Source organism: Telluria sp. AC161 (assembly GCF_979258535.1).
The window spans coordinates 979,516-992,178 of record NZ_OZ409861.1 but is presented as its reverse complement, the minus strand read 5'-3'; the positions used below and the strand labels follow the sequence as shown (position 1 = coordinate 992,178).

At 63.3% G+C, this 12,663-nt stretch carries 14 protein-coding genes; 7 read left to right on the top strand and 7 right to left on the bottom strand.

Translation table 11 applies throughout. The annotated features are described in order from the left end of the window. The first annotated feature begins 74 nt into the window (after positions 1–74). Complete coding sequence (locus tag ACZ0AJ_RS04460) at positions 75–968, top strand: LysR family transcriptional regulator (RefSeq protein ID WP_499452908.1); 894 nt, start codon at positions 75–77, stop codon at positions 966–968. 117 nt (positions 969–1,085) lie between these two features. Here the strand turns inward: ACZ0AJ_RS04460 and ACZ0AJ_RS04455 are convergent, their stop codons facing one another. The 4 genes from ACZ0AJ_RS04455 to ACZ0AJ_RS04440 form a co-directional block, all read right to left on the bottom strand. Beyond that, a complete protein-coding gene (locus ACZ0AJ_RS04455; protein ID WP_499452907.1) occupies positions 1,086–1,376 on the bottom strand; it encodes a hypothetical protein in 291 nt (96 codons plus the stop codon). A gap of 196 nt (positions 1,377–1,572) precedes the next feature. After that, complete coding sequence (locus ACZ0AJ_RS04450) at positions 1,573–2,019, bottom strand: YaiI/YqxD family protein (protein WP_499452906.1); 447 nt, start codon at positions 2,017–2,019, stop codon at positions 1,573–1,575. A gap of 2 nt (positions 2,020–2,021) precedes the next feature. Then, positions 2,022–2,690 carry a class I SAM-dependent methyltransferase gene (locus ACZ0AJ_RS04445; RefSeq protein WP_499452905.1) on the bottom strand — a complete coding sequence of 223 codons (669 nt, stop codon included), beginning with the start codon at positions 2,688–2,690 and terminating at the stop codon, positions 2,022–2,024. 29 nt (positions 2,691–2,719) lie between these two features. After that, positions 2,720–3,658 (bottom strand): CysB family HTH-type transcriptional regulator, encoded by a 939-nt coding sequence (locus ACZ0AJ_RS04440; RefSeq protein WP_258836081.1) that lies wholly within the window; start codon positions 3,656–3,658, stop codon positions 2,720–2,722. A gap of 165 nt (positions 3,659–3,823) precedes the next feature. Between ACZ0AJ_RS04440 and ACZ0AJ_RS04435 the strand changes: the two genes are divergently transcribed. The 6 genes from ACZ0AJ_RS04435 to cobA are packed head-to-tail and all read left to right on the top strand — an operon-like array spanning position 3,824 to position 9,799. Beyond that, positions 3,824–5,512 carry a nitrite/sulfite reductase gene (locus ACZ0AJ_RS04435; protein ID WP_499452904.1) on the top strand — a complete coding sequence of 563 codons (1,689 nt, stop codon included), beginning with the start codon at positions 3,824–3,826 and terminating at the stop codon, positions 5,510–5,512. Then, a complete protein-coding gene (locus ACZ0AJ_RS04430; protein WP_499452903.1) occupies positions 5,505–6,062 on the top strand; it encodes a DUF934 domain-containing protein in 558 nt (185 codons plus the stop codon). Before ACZ0AJ_RS04435 ends, ACZ0AJ_RS04430 begins: the two co-directional genes overlap by 8 nt. Positions 6,063–6,065: 3 nt before the next feature. Further along, the gene (locus ACZ0AJ_RS04425; protein WP_499452902.1) at positions 6,066–6,782 is read left to right on the top strand and encodes a phosphoadenylyl-sulfate reductase; all 717 of its coding nucleotides are present in this window, start codon (positions 6,066–6,068) and stop codon (positions 6,780–6,782) included. A gap of 24 nt (positions 6,783–6,806) precedes the next feature. Further along, positions 6,807–7,739: a sulfate adenylyltransferase subunit CysD gene (gene cysD, locus ACZ0AJ_RS04420; RefSeq protein ID WP_499452901.1), complete on the top strand. Its 933-nt coding sequence runs from the start codon at positions 6,807–6,809 to the stop codon at positions 7,737–7,739. After that, positions 7,739–9,064: a sulfate adenylyltransferase subunit 1 gene (locus ACZ0AJ_RS04415; protein WP_499452900.1), complete on the top strand. Its 1,326-nt coding sequence runs from the start codon at positions 7,739–7,741 to the stop codon at positions 9,062–9,064. Before cysD ends, ACZ0AJ_RS04415 begins: the two co-directional genes overlap by 1 nt. Before the next feature lie 15 nt (positions 9,065–9,079). Continuing rightward, the gene (cobA, locus tag ACZ0AJ_RS04410) at positions 9,080–9,799 is read left to right on the top strand and encodes a uroporphyrinogen-III C-methyltransferase (protein ID WP_499454011.1); all 720 of its coding nucleotides are present in this window, start codon (positions 9,080–9,082) and stop codon (positions 9,797–9,799) included. 85 nt (positions 9,800–9,884) lie between these two features. Here the strand turns inward: cobA and ACZ0AJ_RS04405 are convergent, their stop codons facing one another. Genes ACZ0AJ_RS04405 through lptF form a run of 3 tightly spaced genes read right to left on the bottom strand, consistent with a single transcriptional unit; the run spans position 9,885 to position 12,612 of the window. Then, a complete protein-coding gene (locus ACZ0AJ_RS04405; protein WP_499452898.1) occupies positions 9,885–10,265 on the bottom strand; it encodes a sirohydrochlorin chelatase in 381 nt (126 codons plus the stop codon). An 11-nt stretch (positions 10,266–10,276) separates the two neighbouring features. Further along, positions 10,277–11,461 (bottom strand): LPS export ABC transporter permease LptG, encoded by a 1,185-nt coding sequence (gene lptG / locus ACZ0AJ_RS04400; RefSeq protein WP_499452897.1) that lies wholly within the window; start codon positions 11,459–11,461, stop codon positions 10,277–10,279. Next, positions 11,458–12,612 carry an LPS export ABC transporter permease LptF gene (gene lptF, locus ACZ0AJ_RS04395; RefSeq protein WP_499452896.1) on the bottom strand — a complete coding sequence of 385 codons (1,155 nt, stop codon included), beginning with the start codon at positions 12,610–12,612 and terminating at the stop codon, positions 11,458–11,460. Before lptF ends, lptG begins: the two co-directional genes overlap by 4 nt. Positions 12,613–12,663 lie beyond the last annotated feature (51 nt).

Genomic DNA, 12,663 nt, shown 5'->3' with positions numbered 1-12,663 from the left:
CAAAGCAAGGCAAGATCATCCCATAGTCTATAAATGCACACATAGCCAAGAAACTGAGGCATCATGGTGCAAATATGAAACACTTGAACTGGGACGACCTGCGCTTGCTGGCACTCATCGCGCAAGAAGGCACGTTGCGCGGTGCTGCGCGCCGGGCGGGATTAAGCCCTGCGACATTGTCGCGAAGGCTTGACCAGCTCGAAGAAGCGGTCGGCCAGAAGCTGGTCGAGCGCCATCAAGGTGGCTGCGTTCCAACGACGTTTGGCGTGGACATGTTCTCACTGGCCGAACAGATGAGCGATATTGCCCTGGAAGTCGAGCATGCACAGGCCCGGCAGAATGCAAGTTCCGCGTCGGGCGTGGTACGCATCAATACCGACGAATGGCTCTCTTACTTCCTCACCACCCGCTTCGCACCGTTTCATGACGCCTATCCGGATGTGGAGGTCGAGATCGTTACCTCCCACCGGCCCTATAACCTGGCACGGCGTGAAGCCGATATCGCGATTCGGCCTTACCGGCCCGAACAGCTCGACCTGGTCGCGCGCCAGGTCGGCACACTGTCGTTCGGACTGTATGGCAGTCAGGCGATCGCAACGCGTTACGCTGCCGCCATAGTGAACGAGGACTGGACCGGCGTGCCATTCGTCGGCTTCGACGAGCCACGTGCCGAGTTCCAGTCCGACCAGTGGCTACGGGCGCTGCCCGGTGCCCCTGCACCCTGGATGCGCTGCAGCTATGGCCTTGGCATCCTTGATGGTGTGACGCATGGTGCCGGCCTGGGTGTGCTGGCCTCGTTTCTGGCAAGCGAAGCCCATGGCCTCGTCACGGCAATCCCGCATATTCCCGAATTGGACCAGGCCATCTGGCTCTCGATGCATCGCACGGTGCGAACGACTGCGCGCATCAGGGCGGTCGTCGATTTCGTGGGGCTGCTGTTCGCGCAGTACCACGAGGGCGAAGGTTGATGCGTAAAAAAACCCGCGACATTCGCGGGTTTCTTCATGCGGCCAAACGATGATCCGGTCTTGCCGCCTCTGATACAGATGTTGCATGGGTCCCGGTTTGCACCGCTCCCCGCGCCCTTACTTTGCCTTGACGTCGTCCTTGCTCTCGGCTTTCGCCGTTGCTTTGGCTTCCTTGTCGGCTTGCGCTACCGCTTTCGCATCGGCCTTGCTGACCTTCTTGACCAGCTTGCCGTCGGTTTGCGTGCTGCCCTTCAGATTCTCGTTAGGTACAAATGCGGCTTTCGGGGTCTTGGTGTCCGTCGTGGCGTGTGCTTCTGGCGTTGCTGACGACGAATGCGTGGATGGCGTCTGGGCGAAGGCAGCGGTGGCAAACAGACCGGCGATCAGGGTAGAAGTAATTTTTTTCATGGTGCAGCTCCTCAGTTGGTTGTTTGGAAGTGCATGTTTTTCCATGCTACTAACCAATCAACGATGAGCTCGCCAAGCTGTTGACCGACTTAACAAATGCTTACATTTATTGGGTACGATCATAGCCCGTATATTTGCCGGCACGGCGACGCAAGCGCTGCAGTTCGTCGCGAACCCGTCATCGGCAAGATGGGATTTATTTCCGCTTCGCCAGCGCGCGATCGAGCGCATTGGCAAAATTGCGGCTGTCGGTCTGGCTGAACGCCGCCGGTCCACCGGTATCGACGCCGCTGCCACGCAGTTCTTCCATGAAGGCGCGCATCGTCAGTTGCTGCGCGATCGTGTCCTTCGTGTACCAGTCGCCACGCGGATTGAGCGGCAGGCCACCCTTTTCCAGCACCAGCGCCGCCAGCGGAATGTCACCGGTGACGACGATGTCGCCCGGACTCACGCGCTCGACGATCTCGGCATCGGCCACATCGGCGCCGGCGGGCACCTGCAGCGCACGGATAAAGCGCGAGCCCGGCACGCGCATCAACTGATTCGCCACCAGTGTGACGGGCAACTGGGTGCGCTCCGCTACGCGAAACAGAATGTCCTTGATGACGCCAGGACAGGCATCGGCATCGACCCAGATATGCATGCTTACTTCAACCGGCAGGTCAGCACCCAGTAAAACTCCCAGCGCGCCACGCGGATCTCGCGTCCGGCCACGCCCACGCGCTTGCGCAGCGCGCTGTCGGTCGGGTAGTTCTTGACGAGTTCATGCTGCTTGCCGTCGGCGTCGAGCTGGAATTCGTGGGTGTTGCCCAGCAAGTCGGTGCGCACGGTGACGGCGCTCTCGCCTTCGACGTAGTTGTCGTCGAACAGCACCAGCAGCACATCCTTGCCCAGACGCTTTTTCAGTGATTGCAGCAGGTCGTCCTGCTGCTTGCGGGTCAGGTGCGCCCACAGGCCGCCCAGGAATACGGCCGTGAACTTGTCCTCACCCGTGCCCAAGTCATCCGGGAGCGCCAGTGCATCCATCAGGCGGTATTCGACATTGTCCAGGTCCTCGCCATGCATTTGCGCAAGCTCAAGCATTGCGGCGCTGGCGTCGGTGGCGACGATCGACTCGGCGGTTTCGGCCAGCACCTCGGTCCAGGCGCCGCTGCCGCAGCCCAGCTCCAGGATGCGGTGGCCGGCCAGCAGCGTGGAAATTTGCTCGCGCGCTTCATCCAGGTCTTCCAGCTGCTCGTCGGCCACCTCGGCGGCGGCGTTGTCATAGTGGGCGGCAATGCTGTCGTAGTAGGCGATAACCGGATTCTTGTCCATCGGTGTTTCCATTGAAATGTCGTTGTGCATCAAAGTTCGTAATTGTCCCCACCGCGCATGGCCGATTCGACCATCTTGCGATTCAGTGTCGGCGTCAGCAGTTCGATGAAGGTGTACACATAGCTGCGCAGGTAGGCGCCCTGCTTGATCGCCACGCGCGACGTGTTCATGCCGAACAGGTGGCCGACCGGGATCGCGCGCAGGCCGCGGTCGCGCTCGGGGTCGAACGCCATGCCGGCGATGATGCCGATGCCCATGCCCAGTTCGACGTAGGTCTTGATCACGTCGGCGTCGATCGCCTCCAGCAGGACGTCCGGGCTCAGGGCGCGCAGGCCGAAGGCGTGGTCGATCTTGCTGCGCCCGGCGAAGGCGGCATCATACGTGATGATCGGGTAGCTGGCGATTTCTTCGAGCGAGATCGCCCGCGACTTGAACAGCGGGTGCTCGGGCGGGGCCACCACCACGTGTTCCCACTGGTAGGCCGGCAGCGTGATCAGGCCGTCGATCGTCGTGATCGCCTCGGTGGCGATGGCCAGGTCGGCCTGGTCGCTCTTGACCATGTCGGCGATCTGCTTCGGATTGCCCTGCAGCAGCGAGAGGCGCACCTTCGGGTACTTCTGCATGAAGGCCTGCACCACTTTCGGCAGCATGTAGCGCGCCTGCGTGTGCGTGGTGGCAATGGTGAAGCTGCCGCTGTCGTGGGCGGCGTACTCCTTGCCGATGCGCTTGAGGCTTTCGATCTCCTGCATGATCAGCTCGACCGACTGCAGCACCAGCCGGCCCGGCTCGGTCAGGCCGCGAATGCGCTTGCCGTGGCGCGTGAAGATGTCGACGCCCAGCTCTTCTTCCAGCTCGATGATCGCCTTCGAGACCCCCGGCTGCGAGGTAAACAGCGATTTGGCGGCGTCGGTCAGGTTGTAGTTCTGGCGTACGGCCTCGCGCACGAAGCGCAGCTGGTGGAGGTTCATTCTGTAAATATTCTTGTTGGCTCTGCGAACAGCATTTTAAGATGCTTATTCGGGTTACGTATATAAGCAAATAAATTATCCGTAGTTTGGAATATAAGCCGATCTCCGTATCATCGGAACATTATTGAATGGGCGTGCACTATCCGCCCTTACCGGAACAAGCCCATGTATCGTTACGACCAGTACGACCACCTCATCGTGCGCGAGCGCATCGCCCAGTACCGTGACCAGGTGGCGCGCCGCCTGAGCGGTGAGTTGCTCGAAGAAGAATTCATCCCGCTGCGCCTGCAGAACGGCCTGTACATGCAGCGCCACGCCTACATGCTGCGCGTCGCCGTGCCCTACGGCCTGCTGTCGAGCGCCCAGGTGCGCATGTTCGGCCACATCGCGCGCACCTATGACCGCGGCTACGGCCACTTCACCACGCGCCAGAACATCCAGTACAACTGGATCGAGCTGGAGCAGACCCCGGACATCCTGACCGACCTGGCGTCGGTCGAGATGCACGCCATCCAGACCTCGGGCAATTGCATCCGCAACATCACCACCGACGAATTCGCCGGTGTGGCGGCCGACGAGATCATCGATCCGCGCCCGTTCGCCGAGATCCTGCGCCAGTGGAGCACCTTCCACCCGGAATTTGCCGCCCTGCCCCGCAAGTTCAAGGTCGCGATCAATGGCGCAGTCGAAGACCGCGCGGCGATCGCCGTGCACGACATCGGCCTGACGGTCGTGCATAACGAGGCCGGCGAAGTCGGCTTCAAGTTCATGGCCGGTGGCGGCATGGGCCGTACGCCGATCCTGGGCAGCGTCATCCGCGAGTTCCTGCCATGGCAGCACCTGCTGACCTACACCGAAGCCGTGATGCGCGTGTACAACCAGAACGGTCGTCGTGACAACAAGTACAAGGCACGCATCAAGATTTTGCTCAAGGCCATGGGCGTCGAGGAATTCACGCGCCAGGTCGAAGCCGAATGGGCCGACCTGAAGGATGGCCCTGAAACGCTGACGCAGGAAGAATTCGACCGCGTTGCCAAGTGGTTCCAGCCGCACGCCTACCGCACGCTCGAGACGATCGACGTGGCTGCGTCGCAGCCCGACAACAAGCCGTTCGCCAACTGGCTCGATCGCAACGTCAAGCCACACAAGGTGCCGGGTTACGCCGCCGTGCTGCTGTCGCTGAAGAAAACCGGCGTGCCGCCGGGCGACGCCACCGACGGGCAACTCGATTTCGTGGCCGACCTGGCCGACCAGTTCAGTTTTGGCGAAGTGCGCGTGACGCACGAGCAGAACCTGGTGCTGGCCGATGTCGAGCAGAGCCAGTTGTTCGCGCTGTGGCAATTGCTCAAGTCGCAGGGCCTGGCAACGCCGAACATTGGCCTCCTGACCGACATCATCGCCTGCCCTGGCGGCGACTACTGCTCGCTGGCCAATGCCAAGTCGTTGCCGATTGCCGCGGCGATTGCCGAGCGCTTCGACGACCTGGATTTCCAGCACGACATCGGCGACATCGAACTGAATATCTCGGGCTGCATCAATGCCTGCGGCCACCACCACGTCGGCAATATCGGCATCCTGGGCGTGGACAAGGATGGCAGCGAGTGGTACCAGGTGTCGGTCGGCGGTGCGCAGGGCAACACCTCGGCCATCGGCAAGATCATCGGACCGTCGTTCTCGGCGCCGCAAATGCCGGAAGTCATCGGGCGCCTGCTCGAGACGTATGTCCAGTGTCGGATCGAGGGTGAGCGCTTCGTCGACACCGTGGGCCGCCTCGGCATCGCCCCATTCAAGGAACATGTGTATGCCACGCCGATTCCGGCCGGCGAAGCCGCGAAGGAAGATCAGTATGCTTGACGCTCACCCACAGATCATCAAGGGCCGCGACGTCGTCGCCGACGACTGGAGCGTGCTGCGTCTTGCCGAAACCGATGCAGCCGAGACGATCGAGGTCCCGGCCGGCAAGATCATCGTGCCGCTGACCGTCTGGCTGGCGCAGCGTGCTGTGCTGGAGGCGCGCGCCGAGCTCGGCGTATGGCTGGCACCCGACGAGCGTGCGGAGAGCATCAAGGACGATCTGGGCCGCTTTGCGGTCATCGCGATCGACTTCCCGAAGTTCACCGATGGCCGTGGCTACTCGACCGCCTTCAACCTGCGCCGGCGCCTTGGCTGGACGGGCGAACTGCGCGCCATCGGCGACGTGCTGCGCGACCAGCTGTTCCAGATGCAGCGCTGCGGTTTCGACGCCTATGCCACCCGCCAGGACCGCAGCATTCACGATGCGCTCAAGGGCTTGTCGGTGTTTTCGGAAACCTACCAGGCCTCGATCGACAATCCGGTGCCGTTGTTCCGCCGCGTGCCGCGCGAAACCCCGGCGCCGCCCGCCGACGTCGTTAGCCAGGGATAACCCATGAGCGATCTGCATCGTCGCGTGGCCGAGACCAGCGCGATTCTGGAACGTATTGCCCGTGATTTCACGCCGGCCGTGTTCGCATCGAGCCTGGCAGCCGAAGACATGGTGCTGACCGACCTGATCCTGAAGGCAGACTTGCCGATTGCGATTTTTTCGCTCGAGACGGGCCGGCTGCATGCCGAGACGCTGGCGATGATCGATCGCGTCAGGGACACCTACGACTACGATATCGCCCTGTTCCGCCCCGACCCGCTGGCGGTCGAGCGCTACGTCACGCAGAACGGCCTGAACGCGTTCTACGAGAGCGTGGACATGCGCAAGGAATGCTGCCGCATCCGCAAGGTCGAGCCGCTTGGTCGCGCACTGGCCGGCAAGCGCGCCTGGATCACGGGCCAGCGCCGCGCGCAAGCGGCCACCCGCGCCGAACTGGCGGTGCAGGAAGACGATCTGAGCCACGCCATGCAGAAGTTCAATCCGTTGACGGACTGGAGCGAAGAGAACGTCTGGGACTATCTGCGCTCGAACAATGTGCCGTACAACGCGCTGCACGACCGGGGCTTCCCGTCGATCGGCTGCGATCCCTGCACCCGCGCTGTGCAGCCCGGCGAAGACGTGCGCGCCGGCCGCTGGTGGTGGGAAAACCCGGAATCGAAGGAATGCGGGCTGCACGTGGTTGACGGCAAACTTATCCGCATCAAATCCGTGGCTGCCTAAGCCACAACAACAACAGGCACCGCCATGACATCTGTTACCGAGAAACTCTTTAACGAAGTAAACGCCGCCCACCTGGACGCGCTGGAGTCCGAAGCGATCCACATCCTGCGCGAAGTGGCCGCCGAATGCAGCAACCCCGCCCTGCTGTTCTCGGGCGGCAAGGACTCGGTTGTCCTGCTGCGCCTGGCCGAAAAAGCCTTCCGCCCGGGCAGTTTTCCGTTCCCGCTCGTGCACATCGACACCGGCCACAACTTCGACGAAGTGATCGCCTTCCGCGACGCCCGCGCCGCTGAACTGGGCGAGCGCCTGATCGTCGGCAGCGTCGAGGAATCGATCCGCCGCGGCACGGTGCGCCTGCGCAACCCGGCCACCGATTCGCGCAATGCGGCCCAGGCGGTTACGCTGCTGGAAACCATCGCCGAACACGGCTTCGACGCCTGCATCGGCGGCGCGCGCCGCGACGAAGAAAAAGCCCGCGCCAAGGAACGCATCTTTTCGTTCCGCGACGAATTCGGCCAGTGGGATCCGAAAGCCCAGCGCCCCGAACTGTGGGACCTGTATAACACCCGCGTCCATCCGGGCGAAAACATGCGCGTGTTCCCGATCTCGAACTGGACCGAGCTCGATGTGTGGCAATACATCGCCCGCGAACAACTGGCGCTGCCATCGATCTATTTCGCGCACCAGCGCGACGTCATCGAGCGCAATGGCCTCCTGGTGCCGCTCACGCCCTTGACCCCGGCGCGCGAGGGCGAGACGGTCGAGAACCGCACCGTGCGCTTCCGGACCGTGGGCGACATCTCGTGCACCTGCCCGGTGGCCTCCAGCGCCGATTCGCTGGCCGACATCATTGCCGAAACGGCGATTACCGACATCACCGAACGGGGCGCCACGCGCATGGATGACCAGACTTCCGAAGCCTCGATGGAAAAACGCAAGAAAGCAGGATACTTCTGATGAACGCCATGACTGACCTCAACGCCAACGGCGACACCAAAGCCAACCGCTCACTGCTGCGCTTCATCACTGCCGGCTCGGTCGACGATGGCAAAAGCACGCTGATCGGCCGCCTGCTGTTTGACAGCAAGGGCATCTTCGCCGACCAGCTGGCCGCCGTCTCGCGCGCCAAGCACAAGCGCACCGTGGGTGACACGATCGACCTGTCGCTGCTGACCGACGGCCTCGAAGCCGAGCGCGAACAGGGCATCACGATCGACGTGGCCTACCGCTACTTCGCCACGCCCAAGCGCAAGTTCATCATCGCCGATACACCGGGCCACGAGCAGTACACCCGCAATATGGTCACGGGCGCATCGACCGCCGACGCCGTCATCATCCTGATCGACGTGTCGAAGGTCACGCTGCGCGAAGACGGCGGCGTCGACCTGCTCACGCAAACGAAACGCCATTCGACGATCGCGAAACTGCTGCAGATCGAGCACGTCGTGGTGGCCGTCAACAAGATGGACCTGATCGGGTACGACCAGGCGATCTACGACCGCATCGTGGCCGAGTACCAGAGTTTTGCGACGTCGCTGGGCCTGAAGGACATCACGGCGATTCCCCTGTCGGCGCTCACCGGCGACAACGTGGTGGAAAAATCGGCGAACACGCCGTGGTACAGCGGCCCGACGCTGATCGACCTGCTCGAATCGCTGTCGGTCTACGACGAAGCGCACAGCGCCCCCTTCCGCTTCCCGGTGCAGCTGGTGGCGCGCCACAATGGCCACGCGGCCAAGGACTTCCGTGGCTATATGGGCCGCATCGAATCGGGCGTCGTGAACGTGGGCGATACGCTCGTCGTGCAGCCGTCCGGCCAGAGCGCGACGGTGAAAGAGATCGTCACGTTCGACGGCTCGCTGCAGTCGGCAACGGCCGGCCAGTCGGTCACGCTGGTGCTGAACGAATACGTGGATGTCTCGCGCGGCGACATGCTGGCCGGTAGCGCGCAGCCGGCGACCTTGCTCAAGCAAGTCACGGCCGATGTCTGCTGGATGGCCGATGAGCCGCTCGACCTGCGCCGCAAGTACTGGCTCAAGCACGGCACGCGCCAGACGGCGGCCAAGTTCGCGCGCATCGACACGCTGCTGGACGTGAACACGCAACAGCGCCATCCGGCCGAGGGCCTCAAGCTCAACGACATCGCACGCGTGCAACTGACCGTCCAGCAGCCACTGGCGGCCGATGCCTACGACGCGATCCGCGCGACTGGCGCGTTCATCCTGATCGACGAAGTCACCCACCAGACCGTGGCCGCAGGTATGATCCGCATCGACGCATAACAACGAAGGGGCGGTATGGCGGCACTGGGCAAAGTCTATCTGGTGGGAGCAGGCCCCGGCGCGGCCGACCTGATCACGGTGCGCGGCGCGCGCCTGCTGGCAGCCGCCGACGTGGTGCTGTACGACGCACTGGTCACGCCCGAGATGCTGGCGTTGTGCGAGCGGGCCGAAAAAATCTCGGTCGGCAAACGCTCGGGCCAGCGCTCGATGGCGCAGACCGTGATCAACGGCCAGATCGTCGAATGCGCGCACAAGTATGCGCTGGTCGTGCGCCTCAAAGGCGGCGACCCGATGCTGTTTGGCCGCGCCGATGAAGAATTGCGGGCACTCGAAGCCGAAGGCATCGAGGTCGAAGTCGTACCGGGGATTACCACGGCCGTCGCTGCCGCGGCAGCCACCAAGCAGCCGCTGACGAAGCGTGGTGTGGCGCGCAGCGTGGCGTTCTTCACGTCGAGTACCGCGCCGGATGAACCGGACCATCCTGCCCTGCCCGAAACCGATACGCTGGTCCAGTACATGGGTGGGCGTGAGGCCGCTGCGACCGCAGAACGGTTATTGGCTGAAGGCCGGCGTGCCGATCTGCCGGTGGTCGTGGTGGAAAATTGCAGTCGCGTCGATCAACGCATTCTGCGTTTGACGCTGACGGACCTGGCACGTGGCCTGGAGCCGGGTCATGGGCCCGTTCTGGTCATGATGGGTGAAGCGCTGGCGCGGCGCGAGCACCAGCCGGATTGATGTCGTTGAACGCGTGGACGGAGAATCCGTCCACCCTACGGTGTCAAGACAACAGGTAGGGTGGACGGGTATCCCGTCCACGCGTTCAGCCACCCAACGAATTGACGCAATAATCCGTCATCGCCCGCTGCACGCCCGGGTCTTCGCCGATGGCGCCGGCGACATTGAGCGTCAACGCCGGATGCGCCGCGCGCACTTCATCGCACAGCGCGGGCAAGTCACGCAGCAGGTGCCCGCCCTTCCCCAGGAACACCGGCACTACCGTGATGTCGTCGATGCCCTGCGCGCGCATGGCGTCGATGGTGTCTGGAAGACTCGGCGTCATCAGTTCCAGGAATGCCAGCTCCACGACCGCACCGGCCACACGCTCGCGCGTCTGGTCGCGCAGGCGCTCGAAAGGGACTGCCCAGGAAGCGGCGCGCGCGCCGTGGGCAAACAGGATCAGGCCACGTTTCATTGTCGTCATGCTCGTCATGCTTAATGTCGCTCCACCCACCACAGCGCACCAAGCGCCATGAGCAGGAATAACAGGCTGGGCGCCAGCGCCGTGAAGAACGCGGGCAGGATGGTCAGCACACCGAGGTGCGAGAACAGGGAATTGATGAGCAGGAAGCTCACGCCGATCATGATCCCGATGAAAATCTTGAGGCTCACGCCGCCGCTGCGCGTGTGCAGATAGGCAAACGGCAGCGCCAGCGCCATCAGGACAAAAATCGAAAACGGATCGATGACCTTCTTCCAGAACGCGACCTTGAAGCGCTCGGTCTCCTGCTTGTTCTCGGCCAGGTGGCGCGTATAGACGGCCAGTTCGGCCGCCGACATGCGCTCGGGATCCGAGCGCGACACCGACAGGATCTTCGGCGTGATCTCGGAGGCCAGCGTGTAGGTGGCCAGCTTGCGCGTCGCGATCGCCGCGGTTTCCTGGCCATACGTGCTCTGGATGGCCTGGCCTTCCGGCACGGCCGAACCGGGCGCCGGCAACTCGCGGCTGTTGGTGAACATCGTTTCCGTCACGTCCGTCAGGCGCCACGTGTTGTTGCCGCCATAGGTGCCGCGCGCCGCCGTCACGAGCGAGCGCATGCGCATATTGTTGTCGAACTCGTAGAGCCGCACGTCTTCGAGCTGGCCGTCGCCCGCGATACGGCGCACGTTGAAGAAGCGCGAGCCGGTGATGGTGCCGCGCACGCCGTTTTCGTGGACGCTGTCCTTGGTCCACATGCCCGAGCGGAACTCGGCCGAGACCGAGCCGCCCTTGGCCGTCAGGCGCATGCGCTCGGCGATCGGCGCCGTGCGCGGGGTGATCAGCTCGCCGAAAATGAACGTCACCACGACGAAGATGGCGCCGATCTTGAACAGCATCCAGGCCGCATGCCGGGTCGACATCGACGAGGCGCGCATGATGGTGAACTCGGAGCTCGAGGCAAACTGCGCCATCGTGTAGATGGTGCCGATCAGCGCGGCCACCGGCATCACCTGGTACACATTGCCCGGCACGAGCAGCAGCACGTACAGAAACGCGTGCTGCATGCCGAAGTCGTTCTTGCCGACCGACGGCAGGATGCTGGTCAGGTCCATGAAGGCGACGAGCGCCAGGAAGGCAGCCAGCACGAAGGCCACCGCCTGGAAGATATTGATTGCGAAGTAACGCTGGAGGATTTTCATTCGACGGCTGCCTCGTCACGCTTGTGCAGCGGCTGCGGCTTGCGCAGGCGGCGCTTGAAGGCGCTCAGCATGACCAGCGGGTGGTACGGGTGGTTCACGTTCAGGCGCCAGGCGAACAGGCCCGCGACGCACAGCAGCGCGAACAGGTGCAGCGGCCACCAGCCGGTCGCGAAGGCGACCTTGCCCTGCTTGACGCTGGCTTCGGACAGCCGCACCAGATTGTTATAGGTGAAGAAGATCAGCAGCGCCAGGATCATGTTGGCCGACGACCCCGCGCGCGGATTGACGAAGCCGAGCGGGATCGCCAGCAGCATCAGGATCAGGCAGGTGATCGGCGCGGCGATGCGCGCCAGCAGTTCGGCCTGCGTAAAGCGGTTGGGCGCGAGCAGCAGCGCGGGCGTGGACAAGGCCGCGACCGGAATGTCGGCGCCGAGCATCGGGGCCTGCGTGGCCACGCGCATGCTGTAGCGTTCGAACTCCATCGTCTGGAAGTTGGCCTGGCCTGGAATGCCTTCGTAGCGGCGCCCGTTACTGAGCACGAGGAACTGGCCGCCCTTGCCGTCCGACTCAATCACGCCCTGCTTGGCCACCACGACCGAGTGCGTGTTGCCGCTGACGCTGTTGACGAACACGTTCTGCACGACGGTCGTGCCTTCGGCGCTGCGTTCGACAAAGAACACGCGGTCGTTCGAGCTCGATTCGCGGAACTGGCCCGGCGCGACACGCTGCAGGTCTTCGCGCTTCTGGAAACGCTCGACGAATTCGGCGCTCTTCATCTTGGCCCACGGCGTGACGACCAGCGACAGCGCGGCCACGACGAACACCATCGGCAGGCCCAGCGTGAGCACGGGCCGGATCCACGCCAGCAGCGACTGGCCGGACGCGAACCAGACCACCATTTCGGAATCGCGATAACTGCGCGTGACGGCGGCGACGACGGCGATGAAGCAGGTGAGGATCAGGATGATCGGCAGCAGCTCGGCACTGCGGAACACGATCAGCGACAGCACGTCGGCAGACGCGACCTTGCCGCCCGCCGCGCGGCCAAGAATGGCGATCAGCGTCCAGGTCACAAGAATGGAAAACAGCACCGTGAAGGTCGCGCCAGCGGCACTTGCCAACTCACGTTGCAGGGAACGTCGGAAGATCATTCAATAGAGTCGTTATAATTGCAGATTAGGCAGTCCGCCGCGAACAACGAA